Source organism: Brachybacterium sp. YJGR34, from assembly GCF_003347015.1.
GTDB lineage: Bacteria > Actinomycetota > Actinomycetes > Actinomycetales > Dermabacteraceae > Brachybacterium.
The window spans coordinates 252,810-273,021 of sequence record NZ_PNFB01000001.1 but is presented as its reverse complement, the minus strand read 5'-3'; the positions used below and the strand labels follow the sequence as shown (position 1 = coordinate 273,021).

Sequence of the window (20,212 nt, the reverse complement as noted above, 5' to 3'; positions counted from 1 at the left end):
ACCGGGCGCGCGTCAGTCCCGGCCGAGGCGACGCCGGATCATGCCCACGATGCCGCCGCGCTCCCTGAGGGAGCGACGGCTCCCGTGGTCCGGCACGGACGGGGCCTCGGGGTGCTCCGCGACGGCCCGGCCCGCGGCGTCCTGCGCCGACCGCCGCACCGTCTCGCGCTGCGCGGCGAGCTCCTGCTCGCGCCGCAGCTCCATCTCGCGCTGCGCGGCGAGCTCCCGCTCGCGCTCCACGGCCTCCTGGCGGCGCCGCTCGGCCGCCTCCTGCTCCCGCTGCTCGGCGAGCGCCCTCTCGCGGGCCTCGCGCTGCTCGGCCACGCGGGCCTCCTCGCGCAGCCGGCGCCGCTCCCCCGGGCCCTCCGCGATGCGGTACAGCACCGGGACGATGACCAGGGTCAGCAGGGTCGAGGAGACGAGGCCGCCGATGACCACCACGGCCAGCGGCTGCGCGATGAAGCCGCCGTTGCCGGTGATGCCCAGCGCCATCGGGAACAGCGCGAAGATGGTCGCGGCGGCGGTCATGACGATGGGTCGCAGACGCTTGGCGGCGCCCTCGTGCAGTGCCTCCTCGAGCGCCATGCCCTGACGCCGGTACTGGTTGACCAGGTCGATGAGCACGATCGCGTTGGTGACCACGATGCCCACCAGCATGAGCAGACCGATCATCGAGGGCAGGCCCAGCGGGACCCGGGTGATGATCAGCAGGCCCAGTGCGCCGACCGCGGCGAAGGGGATCGAGACCAGCAGGATCAGCGGCTGGATCAGGGACTTGAAGATCCACACCAGCAGCACGTACACCAGCAGGATCGCGGCGAGCATGGCGATGCCGAGCTGGCCGAAGGTCTCGTCGATGTCCGCGGCGGTGCCGCCCACGGTCGCCTGGACGCCCTCGGGCAGGTCCGCCGCCTCGATCGCGTCGTTCGCGGCGCGGGTGGCCACGGAGACGTCCTCGCCCGCCGGGGTGAGGGAGACGGTGACGGTCTCGAGGCCGTCCCGGGTGGCGATCGAGGGGCGCGAGAGCTCCTCGGAGACGGTGGCCACGTCCTGCAGCGGGATGCCGCCCATCAGGGTGATGTCCTGCAGCTCCTCGAGGGTCCCGATGCTCTCGCCGGTCTCGACGTAGATGTCGAGCTCGTCGTCCTCGAGCGTGACGGTGCCGATGGCACCGGGGTACAGCTGCTGCGCGACCATGCCGATCACGGCCTCCTCGGTCAGCCCCAGCGCGGCGGCGTCCTCGCGATCGACCGTGACCACCGCGGTGGGCTGGTCCGCCTGCAGATCGCTGGTGACCTCGGAGACGCCCTCGGGCAGCGGGTCCAGCTCGGCCAGCAGCGCGTCGTTGGCGGCCTGACGGTCCTCGGCGGTGGGGCCGGTGAGGAGGACGTCCACGGAGCTGGACCCCGTGGGCGAGGCGATGTCCGCGGCCTCGACGGTGCCCGGCTCCGGCAGCTCCTCGAGTGCGGCGACCATCTCCTCGGTCAGCGCCTCCTGATCGGCGTCGGGGTCGGTGGTGATCGAGTAGCTGACCTCGTTCTCCCCGCCGCCGGCGCCGAACTGGTCGCCGCCGATGGTGGTCTGGACGGTCTGGACGCCCTCGATCTCCATCAGCGCCTCCTCGGAGGCGGCCGCCTTCTCGGAGGACTGCTGGAGGCTGGTGCCCGCGGGGAGGGACTGGCTGAGCGAGGCGATGTTCTGTCCGGTGTCGCCCAGGAAGCTGATGTTCACCAGCGGGATGAGGAAGACCGTGCCCACCAGGACGAGCACCGAGGCGCCCACGGTGATCAGGCGGCGCGGCAGGGTGTCCAGCGCGGCGTGGAGCAGCGGCGCGTAGACGCGGTGCATCCAGCCGCGCTCCTCCTTCTCCTCGGCGGCCTCGCGGATCTGCTGGACCTGGGCGACGTCGTCGGGGTCCACCTCCTCCTGGCCCTTCGGGGGCTTGAGGAACCAGTAGGCGAGCACCGGGACGATCGTCAGCGCGACCAGCAGGGAGCTCAGCATCGCGATGCCGACGGTCAGCGCGAAGGGCCGGAACAGCTCCCCGGCCATGCCCGCCACCACGGCGATGGGCAGGAACACGACCACGGTCGCCAGGGTCGAGGCGGTGATGGCGCCGGCCACCTCGCGGACGCCGTCGAGGATCGCGCGCCGCTTGGTCTTCCCGTAGGCCATGTGGCGGGTGATGTTCTCGATGACCACGATCGAGTCGTCGACCACGCGGCCGATGGAGATCGTCAGCGCGGCCAGGGTCAGCATGTTCAGCGTGTACCCGGTGACGTACATGCCGATGAAGGCGATGAGCAGCGAGGTGGGGATCGAGATCGCGGTGACGACCGTCGGCCGCACCCGGCGCAGGAACAGCAGGATGACGCCGACGGCGAAGAGCAGACCCAGCAGGCCCTCCTCGGCGAGCGCGAGGATCGACTCCTCGATGAAGGGCGCCTGGTCGAAGACGACGGCGCTCTCGGCACCGCCGCCGACGCCGGGCAGGGCGTCGGCGAGCACGCTCTCGACGTCCTCGGAGATGTCCACGACGTTGCCGTCGACGGTCGCGGTGACCATGACGACCAGCGACTCGCGCCCGTCGGTGCGGGAGATCGAGGTGGGCTCCTCGGTGGTGCGCTCGACGGTCGCGACCTCGGAGAGGGCCACGGGGGTGGCGGGCGGCGCGGCCTGCTGACCCTCCTCGGCGCCCGCGTCCTCCTCGGAGGGCAGGAGCATCATCGACTCGAGGCTCTCGATGCTGTCGATGCTCTGGCCCAGCACCACGTCCAGGGTGCGGTCGTCGTCGGTGACGGAGCCGCCGGGCAGGGAGAGTCCGCTCGCGTCCAGGGCGGTGGTGATGTCGGCGTCGGTGAGGCCGTTCTCGGCCAGGGCGTCCTCGTCGGGGGTGATCTGCACGATCTCCTCGGGGGCGCCGATCACCGCGACGGAGGAGACGCCGTCGACGCGCTCGAGCTCGGGGGTCACCGAGGCCTCGAGCCGGGCGGCGAGCTCGGAGGGCTCGAGATCGGAGGAGACGGAGAGCACGACGGCGGGCAGGTCGCTCGTGCCACCGGAGATGACCTGCGGGTCCGCGTCCTCGGGCAGCTGGTCCTCGATGCGGGTGAGCGCGGCGTCCACCTGGTTCGAGGCGCGGGCCACGTCGGTGCCGTAGTCGAGCTCGACGGTGACCATCGAGAGCCCCGCCGAGGTGCTGGAGGAGGTGCCCTCGACGTTCTCGAGCCCGCTGAGGGACTGCTCGACCGGGGCGGTGATCCGCTCGCGCACCTGCTCGGAGGAGGAGCCCGGGGAGGAGGTCACCACCTGGATCTGCGGCAGCGAGACCGAGGGGATGAGCTCCTGACGCATGGTCGTCATCGTGAACACGCCGATGATCGACACCGCGATGCAGACCAGCGCGATGAAGGAGCGGTTGTTCAGGCTCAGGGTGGCGAGGCGATGCATCGTGCTCCTCGGGAAGACGGTCCGACGGGTTCCGGCACGGACGCCCGCCGAGCCGGGAGGCCGCGTCCGCGCTTGCCCCGCGGGAACTCTCTCACGCGAAGCTGCGCGGACGGACCCGACAAAGGTCGAGGGCCCCACCGCACAATGGAGGAGTGCACGACCCCTTCTCCCCGCGCCCCGTGACCCCGCTCACCGCGCGCGTCCCTCGATGAGCGCCGCCGAGGGTCCGCGCGAGGAGCGCGCCCGGCGCACCGTCGACCGCGACATCCTGCGCCTGGCGATCCCCAGCCTGGGGGCGCTCATCGCCGAGCCGGTGTTCGTCCTGGTCGACTCCGGCTTCATCGCCCGCGTCTCGACCACCTCGCTGGCCGGCCTGGGCCTCGCCTCGACGGTGCTCACCACCGTCGTCGGCCTTTCGGTGTTCCTCGCCTACTCGACCACCGCCGCGGTCGCGAGGTCCTTCGGCGCCGGCCGCACCCGCGAGGCGATCTCCCGCGGGGTCGACGCCTGCTGGCTCGCGCTGGTGGTGGGGGCGCTCGCGACGGCCGTGCTGGTGGTCGCCGGAGAACCGCTGCTGGCCGCCTTCGGTCCCTCGGAGGAGGTGCTCGCCGAGGCGACCACTTACCTGCGACTCAGCGCCCTGGGTCTGCCGGCGATGCTCGCCGTGCAGGCGGCGACCGGGCTGGTGCGCGGGATGCAGAACGCGACGCTGCCGCTCGCGGTGGCCGCCGGCGGGGCGCTCACGAACATCCCCCTCAACGCGGTGCTGATCTTCGGGATGGACCTGGGGATCGCCGGCAGCGCGATCGGGACGGTGGTGTGTCAGTGGGCGATGGCCCTGGTGCTGCTGGGCGTCATCGTGCGCCGCGCCCGGCGGGAGCGGATCGCCCTCGCCCTGACGCCGCGGAACCTGGTGGCGGTGGGACGGGACGCGGTGCCGATGTTCGTGCGCACCCTGAGCCTGCGGGCGGTGGTGATCACCGGGACCGTGGTGGCCACGCAGCTCGGCGAGGTGCAGCTGGCCGCGCACCAGCTCGCGACCACCGTCTTCAGCGTCCTCGCGCTCGCACTGGACTCGCTCGCGATCGCCGGCCAGGCGCTGACCGGCCGCTACCTCGGCGCCTCGGACCCCACCACGGTGCGGGCGGTGACGCGGCGGCTGATGGTCTGGGGCGTGGGCGGCGGCACGGTCGTCGCCCTCGCCCTGCTGGGGGCGAGCTACGTGGTGCCGGAGCTGTTCACGCCCGATGTCGCCGTGCAGGAGAGCCTGCGCGCGGCGCTCTGGGCGCTCGTGGTCACCCAGCCGATCGCCGGATACGTCTTCGTGCTCGACGGCGTGCTCATGGGGGCCGGCGACGCCCCGTACCTCGCGAAGGCGGGCGTGATCGTCGCGCTCGCCGTGCTCCCCGGTGCGGCGCTCGTCGCGTGGACGGCGCCGCCGGGGCCGCTGGGGCTCGCGCTGCTGTGGCTGGCCTGCACCTTCTGGTTCATGGTGCTGCGCGCGGTCAGCCTGGGGCTGCGGGTGCGGATCGACGCCTGGATGCGCCTCGGCGGCTGAGCCGCTCAGCCGTTCAGTCGCCGACGGCGGCGCGGGCGCCGACGAAGGCCTGTACCGCAGCCTCGACATCGGCCTCGGAGTGAGCGGCGGAGAGCTGGACGCGGATCCGCGCCTTCCCCCGCGGGACCACCGGGTAGGAGAAGGCGGTCACGAACACGCCGCGCTCGAGCATGGCATCGGCCATCCGCCCCGCGAGCGCGGCGTCGCCGAGCATGACGGGCACGATCGGGTGCTCGCCCGGGAGCAGGTCGAAGCCCTCCTCTCCCATGCGCCGGCGGAACAGCGCCGCATTGCGCTGCAGCGCAGCGCGCAGCTCCCCGCTGCCGGCGACCAGCTCGAGCGCCCGCAGGGTGGCTGCGGCGATCGAGGGGGCCAGCGAGTTGGAGAACAGGTAGGGGCGGCCCTTCTGTCGCAGCAGCGCGACGATCTCGCCACGGCCGGAGACGTAGCCGCCGCTCGCGCCGCCGAGCGCCTTGCCGAAGGTGCCCGTGTACAGGTCCACCCGGTCCGCGACCCCGAAGTGCTCCGGGGTGCCGGCCCCGCTCTCCCCCAGGAAGCCCACGGCGTGGGAGTCGTCCACCAGCACCAGCGCCCCGAACTCCTCGGCGAGGTCGCAGATGCCCGGCAGCGGGGCGAGATAGCCGTCCATGGAGAACACGCCGTCGGTGACGATGATGATGCGGCGCGCCCCGCGCCCCTCGCGCAGCGCCGCGGCCGCCTCCAGCTGGGTGCGCAGGTCGTCCAGGTCCGCATTGCGGTAGCGGAAGCGGGCGGCCTTGGACAGGCGGATGCCGTCGATGAGGGAGGCGTGGTTCAGCGCGTCGGAGATGATCGCGTCCTCCGGGCCGAACAGCGGCTCGAAGACGGCGCCGTTGGCGTCGAAGCAGGAGGAGAACAGGATCGTGTCCTCGGTGCCCAGGAAGGCGGACAGCGCGCGCTCGAGCTCGAGGTGGAGGTCCTGGGTGCCGCAGATGAAGCGCACCGAGGCCATCCCGAACCCGCGCTGGTCCAGGGCGTCCTTCGCGGCGGCGACGAGCTCGGGGTGGTCGGCCAGGCCCAGGTAGTTGTTGGCGCAGAAGTTCAGCACCTCGGCGCCCTCGCGTCCGACGGGGCCGGCGGTGATGCGGCTGCTCTGCGCGGTGGAGATGACGCGCTCGCGCTTGAAGGTGCCGGCCTCCTCGATCGCGGCGAGCTCGGCGGTCAGCTGGGTCCTCAGGGCGGTGTCCATGGGGGTCATTCCACCACGCTCCAGTCCAGCACCACCTTGCCGGCGGCGCCGGCCGCGGCGCGGGCGAAGCCCTGCTCCCACTCGGTCGCGGGGAGCACGTCGGTGATGGTGCGGGCGATCGCCGCGCGCAGCACCTCGGAGGTGCTGAGCATCGAGGACATCGCGTTCCAGGTCTCGTACATCTCGCGGCCGTAGATGCCCTGCAGGGTGAGCATGTGGGTGACGACCGCGGTCCAGTCGATCGCGAAGGACTCCGCCGGCAGGCCCAGCAGCGCGATCTTCCCGCCGTGGTTCATGTTCTCGATCATCTCCTGCAGGGCGCGGGCCTGGCCGGAGATCTCCAGTCCCACGTCGAAGCCCTCGCGCATCTCCAGCTGCTGCTGAGCCTCGCGCACCCTCTGGTTCGAGACGTCCAGCACGACGTCGGCCCCGGAGCCCTCCGCCATCTCCAGGCGCTGCGGGGAGATGTCGGTGATGGTGATGTACCGGGCGCCGGCATGGCGGGCCACCGCGGCGGCCATCTGGCCGATCGGGCCCGCGCCGGTGATCAGCACGTCCTCACCCACCAGCGGGAACCTCAGCGCCGTGTGCACGGCATTGCCCAGCGGGTCGAAGACGGCGCCGAGCTCGGGGCTGATCAGCGCCGTGGCGCCGTCGTGCTCGTGCACCCAGACGTTCTCGTGCGGGAGGGTCACGTACTCGGCGAAGGCGCCGTCGCGCTGGACGCCCACGGAGCGGGTGCGGATGCACATCTGGCGCCGGCCGGCGCGGCAGTTACGGCAGGTCCCGCACACCACGTGCCCCTCCCCGGAGACGCGGTCGGCCACCCGGACGTCGCTGACCTCCGCCCCGACCTCTACGACCTCGCCGTAGAACTCGTGGCCGGGGGTGAAGGGGACGGCGTCGGTCATGGCGCGCGCCGCGGCGTCCCAGGCGTGCAGGTGCAGGTCGGTGCCGCACAGCCCCGTGCGCAGCACCCGGATCTTCACCTCGAACGGACCGCAGTCGGGCTCGGGGACGGTGGTCCACTCCAGGCCCGCGCGGGGCGCGACCTTGCGCAGTGCGCGCATCTCAGCTCCTCGTCCACCGTGTCAGGGATTTGTTCAGAGCCTAGCCTTACACAGGGGAGCACCTCCCGCTCCCGTTCTCGGCGGAGTGCGGGCGGGGCAGGCGTCGCCGCCGTGTCACCGGGGTGGAGCATCCCGGCAGAGGTGCCTGCAGCGCGGGTGGGCGGGCGCGGCGTGGAGGACACCACCGTCCAGACCGCGAAGCGCCCGGCCCGGCGCCCTTGCTGCAGGGTGCCGGGCCGGGCGCCGCGGCCGGTGGCTCACGCCCCGGCGGGGACCTCCGCCTCGGCACGGACCTCCCGGGCCGCGGCGACCAGGCGGCGCAGGGACTCCTCGGTCTCTGCGTAGCCGCGGGTCTTCAGCCCGCAGTCGGGGTTCACCCACAGCCGCTGCGGGTCCACGATCGCGCGGGCCCGGCGCAGCTGCTCGGAGATCTCCTCCCCGGCGGGGACGCGCGGGGAGTGGATGTCCCACACGCCCGGGCCGATGCCGCGGGGGAAGGCGTCCGGGTCGATCGCCTCGAGGATCTCGCCGCGGGAGCGGGCGGACTCGATCGAGGTGACGTCCGCGTCCAGGGCGTCGATCGCGCCCACGACCACGTTGAACTCGCTGTAGCAGAGGTGGGTGTGGATCTGGGTGGCGTCCTCGACCCCGCTGGTGGCCAGGCGGAAGGAGCGCACGGACCAGTCGAGGTAGTCCTCGTGGTCGGCCTCGCGCAGCGGCAGCAGCTCCCGCAGGGCCGGCTCGTCAACCTGGACGATGCGGATCCCGGCGGCCTCGAGGTCGGCGACCTCGTCGCGCAGGGCCAGGCCCACCTGAGCGGCGGTCTCGCCGAGGGGCTGGTCGTCGCGCACGAAGGACCAGGCCAGGATGGTGACCGGACCGGTGAGCATGCCCTTGACCGGGTGGGGCGTCAGCGACTGGGCGTGGGTCGCCCAGCCCACGGTGATCGGGGCGGGACGGGAGACGTCGCCGAAGAGGATCGAGGGGCGGGTGCAGCGGGAGCCGTAGGACTGGACCCAGCCGTGCTCGGTGGTCGCGAAGCCGTCGAGGTTCTCCGCGAAGTACTGGACCATGTCGTTGCGCTCGGGCTCGCCGTGGACCAGCACGTCCAGGCCCAGCTCCTCCTGGAGGGCGATGACACGGGCGATCTCGTCCTTCATCGCCTGCTCGTAGCCGGCGTCGTCCAGCGCACCGCGGCGGTGGGCGGCGCGGGCCGCGCGCACCTCGGGGACCTGCGGGAAGGAGCCGATGGTGGTGGTGGGCAGGTCCGGAAGGCCCAGCGCCGCCCGCTGCGCCGCGGCGCGGGTCGCGTAGTCGGAGCGCTGCGCGTCGGCGGGCGTGGTCGCGGCGGCGCGGGAGCGCACCGCCTGGTCGCGGACGCCGGCGAAGTCGCGGGGCACCGAGCGCGGCCCGTCGGCCGCACCGGGGGTGATGCTCCCGCTCGCGAGCTCCACGAGCTCGGCGATCTTCTCGTCCGCGAAGGCGAGGGTGGCCACGAGCGCGGCGGGCAGGGAGGTCTCGAGCTCCAGGGTGTGGGGCACGTGCTGGAGGGAGACGGAGGTGGAGACGACCACGGAGTCCGCGTCCCCGCCGGCGGCGGCCACGCGGTCGCGCAGCACCGCCAGGCGGGCCGCGGCGGTGGGCAGCGCGGTGCGCCACACGGAGCGGCCCTCCACGAGGCCCGCCACGACCTGGGTGGTGCCGATGCCCGCGAGCTGCTCGATGGTGGGCAGCTCGCCGCGCGTGAGATCGAGGTGGACGGCCTCCGCGCCGGTGGCCAGCAGGGCCGGGAGCAGGTCGCCGATCCCGCCGTAAGGGGTGGTGACGAGGATCCGCGGACGGTCCGTCCGGGCGGCGAGCACGCCGAGGGAGCGGTCCAGGGCGCTGGTGAGCGCGGCGGCGTCCACGCGCTGGTCCGCGGCGAGCGCGGGCTCGTCCAGCTGCACCCAGGGAGCGCCCGCGGCGGCGAGCTCGGCCAGCAGCTGGGCGTAGACGTCCACGAGCTCGTCGAGGCGGTCCAGGGGGTCGAAGCCCTCCGGGGCGCCGTCCTGCGCCTTGGCGAGCAGCAGCAGGGTCAGGGGGCCGACGAGCACGGGACGGGTGCCCGCGCCGTCCTCGAGGGATTCGGTGTAGAGCTCGATGACGCGACGCGAGGCGAGGTGGAGGTCCGTCCCCGGGCCGATCTCTGGCACCAGGTAGTGGTAGTTGGTGTCGAACCACTTGGTCATCTCGAGCGGGGGCTGCTCGGCGGTGCCGCGGGCGAGGGCGAACAGGCCGTCGTCGTCGACCGTGCCGTCCTGGTCCAGCACGCCGGCGAAGCGGTCGGGGATGATGCCGGTGGCGAGCGCCGCGTCGAGCACCTGGTCGTAGAGGGAGAAGGACTCCGGCGCGGCGGCCGCGGCGTCGAGGCCCAGCGCGGCGAGGCGCTGCCGCGTGGCGCGGCGCAGGGCGCGGGTGCGGGAGGCGAACTCCTCGTGGTCGATGCGGCCGGCCCAGTAGGCCTCCTCCGCCTTCTTCAGCTCGCGCGCCGGCCCGATGCGGGGATAGCCGACGGGCGTCGCGGCCGGGAGGGAGGCGAGCGCGTGCGGGGTGGTCTGCGTGGTCATCGGGTCTCTCCTTGGGAGGCGGTGGACCAGCGGTCCAGGTCGAGGTGGTCGAGCACGTCGAGGGCCTCGGCGTGCGAGTTGAAGGTGAACAGGTGCAGTCCGGGGGCGCCGGCGTCGAGGACGCGGGTGGCGAGGTCCACGGTGAAGCGCACACCGATCCGGCGCCGTTCGACGTCGTCCGCGGCGATCTCGAGACGGTGGAGCAGATCGCGCGGCGGGGCGACGCCGCTCAGGGCGGCCAGACGCGCGAGGCGGCGCGGGTTGGTGGCGGGCACGAAGCCGGGCACCAGCGGCAGGCGCACCCCGGCGGCGCGGGCCCGCTCGAGCAGGCCGCAGTAGACGGGGGCGTCGAAGAACACCTGGGTGATCGCGAAGTCCGCTCCCGCGCGCTCCTTGGCGACCAGCACCTCGGTGTCGTGGCTGGTGGTGGGGGACTCGGGGTGGCGATGCGGGTAGGCGGCCACCCCGATGCTGACGCGGCCGCCGGCGAGGGTGGCGGTGCGCTCGCGCTCGATGTCCCGGATGAGCTCCACGAGCGGACGCGCGAAGGGGATCTCGTCGTCCTCGAGCCGGTGCCCCTCGGGCAGGTCGCCGCGCAGCGCGAGCAGGCCGCGCACGCCACGGTCCAGGAGCGCGTGGATGATCGTGACCAGCTGGGCGCGGGTGGAGCCCACGGAGGTCAGGTGCACCAGAGGGCGCAGGCTCGTCTCGGCGAGCACGTGCTCGGTGAGCTCGAGGACGCGGTCCAGGTTCCCGTGCCCGGTGCGGCTGGTCACCGAGACGTAGTCGGGGCCGGTCGCCTCGAGGTGCCGGACCGTCTCCCGCAGCCGGTCGAAGGAGACGTCCGAGCGCGCCGGGAAGAGCTCGTAGCTGAGCGCGGGACGATGACGGACCGGCGCGGAGCGCTCGAGCTCGGGCAGCGTCGTGGTGGTGGACATGGCCCGCAAGCTACGCACCGGGCCGCGCCCGGCGGAAGGATCGTGTTCGTGGATGAACCCGTGCGACGGGGAGACCGGGGCGGGGTCGCGGGGGTTCACAGGGGGTCATGCGGCGAGGGCGCCGGGACACCCCGTCCTTCCGCCGGAGCACGGCCGCGCCCTGCCACCCCGGCGCTTCCGATCACTGCTCCTGCGAGGAGCACGACGGCCGGGAACTCGTAGAGGTGGTCGATCATCGAGTGCACGGCGAGCGCGCACCACGCGGTGACTCCGATCAGGCCGCGCGAGGAACCCGCCCGGTGCGCGGCGAGGGCGCCGGCGGCGAGGAGGCCTGCGAGGAGCAGCGCCCCGACGGTGCCGAGCTCGGAGGCGACCTGCAGGATCGAGGAGTGCGCCGCATAGAGGTGAGGGGCCGAGCGGGCCGTGCCCGAGGCCTCGAGGAAGGACCCCGGCCCTCCACCCGCGATCGGGTGGCGGCGCCAGAGCTCACCGGCGTCGCGCCACAGGTCGTGGCGCGCCCCGCTGAGGCTCTCGGGGCTGCTGAGCGCCTCCGGCCACGTCGGGAGGGCCGCGAGCACGAGCACGGCGAGCAGGGCCGTGCCGATGCTCGCCAGGCCGACGACGAGGACGACCGGGCGCGCGACGACGGGCCGCGCGGGGGCTGCCGTGACCGCGAGGGCGACCGCGGCGGCGACGACGAGGGCGAGAACGGACGCCGCCTGCGCGCCGGCGGCGAGCAGCAGGCCGAGCGCGCCGGTCACGACGGCGACGACGGTCCTGCTCCGGGACACACGCTCCTCGTCCGCGTCCTGGACGAGGAGCAGCCCGGCGAGCGCCACCATCTGCACCCCGCAGGCCGCCTGGGCGTTGGCGTAGATCGGGTCGAGGACGAGCAGGATCGTTCCGAGCGCACCGGCCGAGGCCACCACCGTGATCCCGCCCCCGCCGCGCCGACCGAGGAGGACGCCCAGCAGGAGGACCGCCGGCATCAGGAGGTAGTGCCCTCCCGCGGGGTCCAGATGGCCGTGCCGCACCGCGGCGAGCGCGACCCAGAGCATCCAGAGCCCGAGCACGACCAGCAGCGCACGATCTCCCCACGCGCTCCCCCACGGGGTGCGCGTGGATCGGTCCCCGCCTCCGTCCCCCCGCATGGTCCTGCGCCGGCTAGCCGCGGCCGGACCCATGGGTCCCCGCCGAGACCGTGCTGAGCAGGACCTCCGCCGCGAGCGAGCAGGACCGCGCGATGAGGTCGAAGCTCTGCGCATAGCCGGCGGGCGGCCCTCCGAAGGGATCGGCGATGTCGTCCTCGCCGGGGGCCGCGGGCGGGGCCAGGGGCCGGCAGCGCGCCAGCGCCTCGGCGCACTCCTGCACCGACCCGAAGCGGGCGTCGGACGGGAGATGCGGCGCGACGCGGACGAGCTGGCGCAGGGTGAGGACCCGCCGCAGCATCGCCGGGGCGGTCCGCACCACCTCGGCCCGCTGCGCACCGGTCATGGTCAGCACCAGGCCGACGCCCAGGGTGCGGGCGGCCGTGAGCGGGGTCGCGCGGAGCGAGGGTGCGACATCGGTGCGGCGGGCCACGTACTCGAGCGCCTCGGGCACGGTGGGGGCGCCGGCCAGCGCCCTCGTGCCGGCACTCGTGACGGTCAGGCCCGAGCCGGTCAGGGCGTCCCCGAGAAGCGCGGCGGCGACCGGTGAGCGGCAGATGTTCGCGGTGCAGACCACCAGGATCCTCGCTGCCCGATCCGGCGTCGGGGCGGGGCGCCCGCTCACCGGTGGCCGCGGCGGGAGCCGGCCCGGGCGAGCCCGCGATCCCGGTCACGGGCGCTCTCGCCCTCGGTCGCCGTCTCGGGCGGCTCCTGCCGAGGCGTCACCGCCCAGGGCGCGCCGAGGGTGTCGCCCTCCCCAGCGGGCAGCTCGGCTCCCGCCTCGGCCCCAGGGGCCCCGTAGCTCCCGTAGGCCGCGTACGCGCCCTGCCCGGCGCCGCGCACCCGGTTGAGGATCATGCCGACCACGGGCGCGTCGACGGCCTGCAGCTTCGCCATCGCCCTCTCGAGCTCCGCGCGGCGCACGCGCTCGTTCTGCGCGACGACGAGGACACCGCCGACGATCCGGGAGAGGACGGCCGCATCGGCCACCGGGAGCACCGGCGGCACGTCGATCAGGACGACGTCGTAACGCCGATACGCCTCATGCAGCAGCTTCTCCATCGCCGCGCTGCCGAGGAGCTCGGAGGGATTGGGAGGGATGGTCCCGGAGGTGATGACGTCGAGCCCGCCGGTGCTTCCGGGCTGGGTGACCTCGGCCAGTGCGGCGCGGCCGATGAGCAGCGTGGTCAGCCCCACCTCGCCCTCGATCCCGAGCAGCTCGTGCACGGAGGGGGATCGCAGATCGGCGTCGATCAGCAGGACGCGCGAGCCGGAGCTCGCCAGCGCGTGGGCGAGGTTCACCGTGCAGGTGGACTTGCCCTCACCCATGAGGGACGAGGTCACCAGGATGCTCCGCCGCCCTTCGACGAGCTCGACGAACTGCAGGTTGGTGCGCAGCTCCCGATAGGCCTCCGCCGCGGCGCCGTGGGGATGCTCCAGCAGCACCCGCGCGGCGCTCTCCGCGCCGCGGACGGCGGGGATCGTGCCCAGCACGATCCGGCCCTCCCCCGTCCGGAGATCGTCGACGCCGCGCACGCGGGTGTTCAGCAGCGCACGGATCAGCGCCGTGGCGACCCCCGCGAGCAGCGCCAGCAGGAGACCGAGGACTCCGATGCGCACGTGGTCGGGGGAGTACGGCTCCGCCGGCACCGCGGCGGGCGTGACGACCCGGAGCTCCACGCTCGAGGCCCCGGTGCCGCCGTCCAGCGAGGCGACGGCTTCCTGCAGGTGGATGGCGGTGGCATCGGCGACGGCCGCGGCGCCCTCAGGGTCCGGGGACGTCGCGGTGATCTCGAGGAGGAAGGAGCCCTCCTCCGCTGTCACGGTGAGGTCGCGTGCGAGCTCCGAGGCCGTCGCCTCGAGTCCGAGCTCCTCGATGACCTCGTCGAGGACGAAGGGGGTTGTGGCCAGTTCCGCATAGCTGGAGATCTGCTGGCTGGCGAAGCTGGCACCGCTGTTGAGATCGGCGATGCCCTCGCCCGTGCGCACCTGGACGTAGACCTGACTGGTCGCGCGATAGTCGGGTGTCTGCGTCAGGGCGAGAGCCGCGACGGTGCCCAGCACGAGCAGGGCGGACAGGAGCCCGGAGCGCCAGCGCTCGCGCAGGCTGTGAAGGATGTGCTGAAGATCCACGAGACCTCGATCCGGTTCGGCGGGACGTCCGCGGTGGAAGCCCACCGTACACCGAACTACTCAAAACGGACATCTCGGACCGGCGACGGTGGTTCCGTGATCCCGTTCCGACCGATAGTCTATGTCCGATTCGCCCTTTCTGTCGGCTTCGTCGACTCGGTCTCGCGTCGCGGCGGTGGTCCACCGCCCGCCCGACCCCGCTCCGGGGCCCGGACCACGAACGGAGACCTCCATGAGTGCAGCGCCCCCCGCCCCGCGGGCCGCGGCCCTCCGGCCGCAGGGCACGTATCAGCTCTCGGCCGGGCGCCCCGTCCCCGTGATCGAGCTGCCGGAGCTCCTGACGCTGGTGCTGCTGGTGCTGCTGGGCCTGGCCCTGAACCACTCCAGCGTGATCCTGGGGCTGAACCTCTCCCTCGCGGACCCGGTGGTGGCGGTGCTCATCATCGTCCTGCTGGTGCGGGGACGGCTGTGGATCCCCGTCGGCGCGCTGGTGTTCTTCCTGCTGCTGTCCGTGCAGCTGCTGGCCGTGACCACGCTGCTCGTGCCCACCTGGACGTCCGTCCCCCTCCCCGTGGCCGGGACGGGACAGGAGTACGCCAAGCTGGTGGTCTCCTTCCTCTGCTTCCTGCTCGGGGTGCAGGTGGTGCGCCTGGGCCGTGCCGAGCTGCTGCTGCGGGCCTTTGTCGCCGGCGCGGTGGTGGTCAGCGCGATCGGCGCGCTCTCGATCGTGGTCCCGGCACTGCACGGCGCCGGGACGCTGTTCCTGGGCGGCTTCCGCTTCCAGGGGCTGACGAACGATCCGAACAACTTCGCCGTCCTCTCCGTCGCCGCGCTCGCGGCGCTGTGGTACGACCGAGGGGCCCGCCCTCCGCTGCGGATCGCCGCCTCCACCCTCCTGATCATCGGCATCCTGCTCTCAGCCTCCAAGACCGGGGCGATCGCCCTGCTGCTGCTCGTGATCTGGCGCGGGTTCGGCCTGCGCTCTCCCCACGGCGAGGAGGAGTCCTCGCGCGGGCGTCACCTGCTGGCGGTGACCTGCGTCCTGGCTCTCTCCGCCCTGGTCCTGCTGATCGCGCCGGCGACGGGGGTCGGCGGCACCCTGTCCGAGCTCGTGGCCCGCTTCCCGGCCCTCGAGCGGACCTCGACGCTGCTGACGAGCTTCGACACGGCGATCGCCGGCAGCGGCTCGGAGCGGGAGAGCGCCTGGGCCACGGCGCTCTCCCTGATCTGGTTCTCCCCGATCCTCGGCGTGGGGGTGGGCACGTACCTCGACGTCGCCGTGGAGATCACGGGGGTGCCCGTGCTCGCGCACAACACGTATCTGCAGGTGATGGCGGAGTGGGGGCTCCCGCTCGCCCTCGTGTTCCTCGTCTGGACCGCGCGGGTGACGATGCGCCGTCCCGAGAACCCTGCGCTGCGCCCCCTGTGGGCCGCCGCCTCGACGGCCCTGCTCGTGATGCTGGTGGGCTCGATGGGCCTGTCGCTGAACAACTCGCGTCTGCTCTGGATCCTCCTGGGGATGACGGCCGCCGCCCATCTGCTGTCCACCACGCGCCGAGGAGGCCCGTCATGAAGCTCCTGCATGCCACCACCGTCCCGTCGACCCTGAACTTCCTGCGCACCCAGCCCGCCCATCTCGCGGCGCACGGCATCGAGGTGGTGGTGCTCTCCTCCCCCGGCGAGGAGCTCGAGCGCTTCGCGGCCACGGAGGAGGTCCGGGCGATCGCGGTGCCGATGCACCGGGGCTTCTCCGTGAGGGCCGACCTCGCCACGCTGCGGCGCCTGGTCACGATCCTGCGCCGGGAGCGCCCGGACATCCTCCACGCCCACACGCCGAAGGCGGGCCTTCTGGTCACGCTCGCCGGCCGCCTCGCCGGGGTGCCGCTGTGCATCTATCAGATCCACGGCCTGCGCTTCCTCACCACGCACGGCCTTCAGCGCCGGATCCTCAAGCTCACGGAGCGGGTCTCGACGGCGAGCGCGCACCGCGTGCTGTGCGTGAGCCCCTCGGTGCTGGCCCTGGCCGAGGAGGAGCACGTCATCGCCCGCGGGAAGGGCGCGGTGCTGGGCTCGGGCACGATCAACGGCGTGGACCTGGAGGCCTTCGATCCCGCGGCCTTCGGCGAGAAGGGCCGCGCCCTGCGCGCCGAGCTGGGCATCGCGCCCGGCGCTCCCGTCATCGGCTTCGTGGGCCGGCTCGCCGCGGACAAGGGAGTCGCCGACCTGGCGCGCGCCTGGGCCCGGGTCCGCACCGCCCGCCCGGACGCGCACCTGGTCCTGGTCGGCTCCACCGAGGAGAACGATCCGGTGGACCCCGGGGCCATGTCCCAGCTCGAGCAGGACCCCCGGGTCCACCTCCTGGGCTTCCGCGGCGACATCCGCGCCTGCTACGCCGCCTTCTCGGTGCTGGTCCTGCCCTCGGCGCGCGAGGGCTTCCCCCAGACGCTCCTCGAGGGATCGGCGATGCGGGTGCCGGTCGTGGGCAGCGACGTCCCCGGCGTGCGCGACGCCGTGGTGGACGGGGTCACCGGGGCGCTCGTCCCTCTTCACGACGACCGGGCGCTCGCGAACGGCCTCATCGAGCTGCTCTCCGATCCGCTGCGCCTGGCCGCGATGGGCGAGGCCGGGCGTCAGAGGGCGCTACGGGAGTTCGACCGATCCGTCGTCCGCGCTCTCCACCTCGCCTTCTACCAGGACGCCGCCGCACAGCGGGGCATCGATCTCCCCGCCGTCTCTCTGCCGGATCCGGGCGTGGCGAGGGCCTCATGAGATCCACGGAGTACCTCTGGGTCGCCGTCGGCCAGATCGCCTCGACCCTCGCCATCCAGGTGATCCCCATGGTCGCGCTCCCGGTGCGCGACTACGCGGTCTATGCGGTCGTCTACCTGGCTTTCGCCGCGCTCCTCGCGCTCCAGTACGCGACCGTGTGCGACGTCTGGGCGCGGATGCTGCGCCGCTCCGAGGTCCCCGGCGAGCACCTCCACTCCTTCCAGGCGGCGCTCACGGCCCTGGCCCTCGGTGGCGGGACGGTGGTCGGCCTCCTCGTCCTGGCGATCTCCGGCCACGCGCTCCTCGGGCTCACCGGGGGAGCTGCCACGACCCTGGCCATGTATCGCTCGGGGCTCACCTATCGCCTGGTCGCCTCCGGCCGGATCCGGCGGGCCGGGGTGTCGGAGCTGCTGGGGGCGGCGGTCGCCGGCTCAGCAGCCGCCGCCTTCCTGGCCACGGGTGGCTTCACCACCTCGGCAGCCCTGATGAGCTGGAGCCTCGGCGCCCTGTGCGCGGCGCTCGCCGCAGGGATCGGCGTGGTCGTGAGCCCGCGCGCCGCGGCCGCCTGGTTCCGCGACCACCGCCGCGACATCGGCCTGCTCTCGGCGGAGGCGGCCATCAAGACGCTCGAGACCGTGGGCACGCCGTTCCTCGTGGGCGCGGTCAGCGGCGCGCTGCCGCTCGCCCTGCACCGCGCGGCCTCCTCGCTGACCTACCCGGTCCGTCTCGCCGTCGAGGTGCTCCGCTCGCGCATCATCAGCGGCGCGATCGGTGGCGGCGTGCGACAGGTGCTCGCGATCGGGGCGATCGGACTGCTCGCCGGCGCGGCGGTGGCGACGGGACTCCGACTCCTCACCGCCTGGACACCGATGGTGGACGGGACGATCGTGGAGGCCCTCTCCCCGCATGCCGTCGCCGTCGGCGCCTGGCTGTCCACCATGGCGGTCTCGTCCTTCCTGCAGTTCGTCGGGCGCGGGAGCCTCAGCGGACGGCGGCTCCTCGGCCGACGGATCGCGAACACCGCCGTGGTGCTCGGGGTCACCGCCTCCGGGGTGCTCGTCCTCGGGCCGGGCGCGGTGATCTGGTCCGCAGCGGTCGCGGAGGCGCTCGCGGCGCTGCTGTGGGTCACCCGGAGCGGCGCCGACGCGACCGCTGCGCCGGTGACGGCGACGCCCTCGCGCCTCACGACCCCCGCGCGGTGACCCGCACGCTCTCGTACTTGGCCGCGGTGACTCCGGTGGCGTAGTCGCCCCAGTCCTCGGCGATCTCGATCCCGAGGGCCCGCGCCACGTAGAACCGCGGGACATCGGCGCCGGCGAGGTGCGCGAACGGGTACCCGCCGCCGAACCGGGGATTGATGTCGAGGACGGAGGCCTCCCCGTGCTCGTCGAGGAACATGTCGACATCGATCAGACCGGTGAGCTCCGCGGCGTCGGCGATGAGCTGGGCGCTGTGCCGGAACGGCGAGGCGTCGACCGTGACGGCCTGGTCGGTCTCGCCGGCGCGCATCCGTACCTTGCGCCGGGCGAGGACGGCGCTCAAGCGCCCGGGCCGCACGAGGTCGCCGACGATGTCCACGCCGTGCTCGATGCCGGGCAGGCGCGGCTGGACCACCACGTCCCGGCGCGTCGGTGCTCCGCTCCGGCGTCCCGGCGCGCTCTCGGCGGCTGCCGCGACAGCAGCGACGGCGGCCTCCGGGGCGACGATCGCCAGTCCCGAGGATCCGCTGCCGAGGCGGTGCTTGACGACGAGCTCTTCGGCGCATCCGGCCAGTGCAGCGATCCCCTCGGCGTCGTCGCCGAGGACCGTGGCAGGCGTGGGCACGCCGAGCGAGTCCAGCAGGCGGGCCATCCGGAGCTTGTCGGCGCACCCGTGCTGCCAGGCCCGCGAGACGCCGGGGACCAGGACGCCCCGCGCCCGCAGCTGCTCCGCCAGATCGGTCTCGACGTGGAGGTGGGTCAGCTCGTAGTCGTTGACCGTGAGGAACAGACACGGCCTCAGCTCCTCGACCAGGGCGATCAGCGCCTCGCCGTAGGCGGGGTCGCCGTACCGCGGCATCGCACGCGCGAGATCGCCGTAGGACGCGGCGGCGCTGGTGGGGTCGTTCTCGGTGACCACGATCCGTCCCTCGAGGCCGAGCGCGGCGAGCGCGTCGCGGAACCAGTCGACGAGATACAGACGCCGGCCCGCGGAGCCGATCACGATGGTCGCCGCGTCGGTCATCCGCGGACCTCCGGCAGGTCGCGCACGAGGACGCTCCCGGGGCCACCGGCCGGCACCGGCTCGCGACGGAGGCCGAGGCGCGCCGCGAGCACCTCGTCACCGGGCCGGGACGGGAGGCGGACACGGCGGGCGCCCTGCTCCCGCGCGATCCCGAGCAGCATCTCGACACCGCGTGCCCGTACCCGCGCCGGCTCCTCGACCCCCGCCTCGACCTCGAGGTCGATCCCGGCGACTCCCTCGCCGTCCAGCGCGAGGTGGGCTCGGGCGCGGAGCTCGCCTCCCTCTCGACCGACGACCCACCAGGCGGCGCCCTCGGGGCCCCCGCCCGCCTCCCGGATCACGTCCCCGCCGATCCGCCGTGGACCGAAGAAGTCGCTCATCGTGACCCGCCCCTCCTCGGCGATCCCCTCCCGCCCCAGGACCTTCGGCACGGTGGCCAGCAGGATCCTCAGGTCCGTCGCGACGCCGCAGGTGCGCACGTACTCGAGGTCCAGCGCGAAGCGGTCGTCCCACGAGAGGGCATTGCGCCCCGCCACCTGCGCCGCTCCCGTCAGGCCCGGTCGCACGTCGTGGCGACGGGCCTGCTCCGCCGAGTAGCGCTCGAGATAGCGCGTGCGCAGCGGCCGTGGGCCGACCAGGCTCATCTCCCCACGGAGCACGTTGAGGAGGCTGGGGAGCTCGTCGAGGCTGCTGGCACGCAGCCGGGCTCCGAGCGGCGTGATCCGCTGCTCGTCGCTGACCAGCCCGCGCGCCGGATCCACGTCACGCAGGGTGCGGAACTTGAGCAGGACGAAGGTCTCCCCGCCCCGCCCCGGCCGCTCCTGGCGGAAGAGCACCGGGCTGCCCAGGCCGACGCGCACCACCAGGGCGGTCGCGAGCAGCACCGGGGAGAGCAGGACGAGCGCGGCCCCGGTGACCACGACGTCACCGATCCGCTTGACGATCAGGTAGCCCTGCCGGGCCCCCGCGTGCCTCCGCACCATGCTCCACCCCTTCGCCCCGGACCGTCCGCGCGATCTCGGTGACCCCGAGTCGCGACATGCGGTCATTTCGGACATATAGTACATCCCAACCGCCCCGACGACGAGA

The 20,212-nt window shown here is 73.6% G+C and carries 14 protein-coding genes; 4 read left to right on the top strand and 10 right to left on the bottom strand.

Features of this window, described 5'->3' with window-relative positions:
* Positions 1-12: 12 nt before the first annotated feature.
* Positions 13-3,450 (bottom strand): efflux RND transporter permease subunit, encoded by a 3,438-nt coding sequence (locus CXH06_RS01140; RefSeq protein WP_114853305.1) that lies wholly within the window; start codon positions 3,448-3,450, stop codon positions 13-15.
* 208 nt (positions 3,451-3,658) lie between these two features.
* Here CXH06_RS01140 and CXH06_RS01135 point away from each other — a divergent pair, with 208 nt between their 5' ends.
* A complete protein-coding gene (locus CXH06_RS01135) occupies positions 3,659-5,008 on the top strand; it encodes an MATE family efflux transporter (RefSeq protein WP_114853304.1) in 1,350 nt (449 codons plus the stop codon).
* Between the two features lie 13 nt (positions 5,009-5,021).
* Here the strand turns inward: CXH06_RS01135 and CXH06_RS01130 are convergent, their stop codons facing one another.
* The 7 genes from CXH06_RS01130 to CXH06_RS01100 form a co-directional block, all read right to left on the bottom strand.
* On the bottom strand, positions 5,022-6,236 hold the full coding sequence (locus tag CXH06_RS01130; RefSeq protein ID WP_114853303.1) for a glycine C-acetyltransferase: 1,215 nt from the start codon (positions 6,234-6,236) through the stop codon (positions 5,022-5,024).
* Positions 6,237-6,241: 5 nt separating this feature from the next.
* The gene (gene tdh, locus CXH06_RS01125; RefSeq protein ID WP_114853302.1) at positions 6,242-7,306 is read right to left on the bottom strand and encodes an L-threonine 3-dehydrogenase; all 1,065 of its coding nucleotides are present in this window, start codon (positions 7,304-7,306) and stop codon (positions 6,242-6,244) included.
* Positions 7,307-7,563: 257 nt separating this feature from the next.
* On the bottom strand, positions 7,564-9,912 hold the full coding sequence (metE, locus tag CXH06_RS01120; RefSeq protein ID WP_114853301.1) for a 5-methyltetrahydropteroyltriglutamate--homocysteine S-methyltransferase: 2,349 nt from the start codon (positions 9,910-9,912) through the stop codon (positions 7,564-7,566).
* Positions 9,909-10,850 (bottom strand): methylenetetrahydrofolate reductase, encoded by a 942-nt coding sequence (locus CXH06_RS01115; RefSeq protein ID WP_114853300.1) that lies wholly within the window; start codon positions 10,848-10,850, stop codon positions 9,909-9,911. The genes metE and CXH06_RS01115 overlap by 4 nt, the downstream gene beginning before the upstream one ends.
* A gap of 95 nt (positions 10,851-10,945) precedes the next feature.
* Entirely contained in the window at positions 10,946-11,923 is a 978-nt protein-coding gene (locus CXH06_RS01110; RefSeq protein ID WP_157975545.1) for an O-antigen ligase family protein, read from the bottom strand.
* Between the two features lie 91 nt (positions 11,924-12,014).
* Positions 12,015-12,575 (bottom strand): low molecular weight phosphatase family protein, encoded by a 561-nt coding sequence (locus CXH06_RS01105; protein WP_157975544.1) that lies wholly within the window; start codon positions 12,573-12,575, stop codon positions 12,015-12,017.
* A 44-nt stretch (positions 12,576-12,619) separates the two neighbouring features.
* Positions 12,620-14,131, bottom strand: coding sequence for a polysaccharide biosynthesis tyrosine autokinase (locus CXH06_RS01100; RefSeq protein ID WP_198683982.1), 1,512 nt, complete (start codon positions 14,129-14,131; stop codon positions 12,620-12,622).
* A gap of 232 nt (positions 14,132-14,363) precedes the next feature.
* On the opposite strand from CXH06_RS01100, the gene CXH06_RS01095 reads away from it, so the two are divergent.
* From CXH06_RS01095 to CXH06_RS01085, 3 genes are read left to right on the top strand one after another with little or no spacing between them, the layout of a single operon-like run.
* Positions 14,364-15,704 (top strand): O-antigen ligase, encoded by a 1,341-nt coding sequence (locus CXH06_RS01095; protein WP_114853296.1) that lies wholly within the window; start codon positions 14,364-14,366, stop codon positions 15,702-15,704.
* On the top strand, positions 15,701-16,900 hold the full coding sequence (locus CXH06_RS01090; RefSeq protein WP_114853295.1) for a glycosyltransferase family 4 protein: 1,200 nt from the start codon (positions 15,701-15,703) through the stop codon (positions 16,898-16,900). Before CXH06_RS01095 ends, CXH06_RS01090 begins: the two co-directional genes overlap by 4 nt.
* The gene (locus CXH06_RS01085) at positions 16,897-18,102 is read left to right on the top strand and encodes a hypothetical protein (protein WP_114853294.1); all 1,206 of its coding nucleotides are present in this window, start codon (positions 16,897-16,899) and stop codon (positions 18,100-18,102) included. The genes CXH06_RS01090 and CXH06_RS01085 overlap by 4 nt, the downstream gene beginning before the upstream one ends.
* Here the strand turns inward: CXH06_RS01085 and CXH06_RS01080 are convergent.
* Positions 18,083-19,123, bottom strand: a complete 1,041-nt coding sequence (locus CXH06_RS01080; RefSeq protein WP_114853293.1) for an ATP-grasp domain-containing protein — start codon at positions 19,121-19,123, stop codon at positions 18,083-18,085. The genes CXH06_RS01085 and CXH06_RS01080 overlap by 20 nt on opposite strands.
* Positions 19,120-20,106, bottom strand: a complete 987-nt coding sequence (locus CXH06_RS18740; RefSeq protein ID WP_114853292.1) for a sugar transferase — start codon at positions 20,104-20,106, stop codon at positions 19,120-19,122. Before CXH06_RS18740 ends, CXH06_RS01080 begins: the two co-directional genes overlap by 4 nt.
* Between the last annotated feature and the right edge of the window lie 106 nt (positions 20,107-20,212).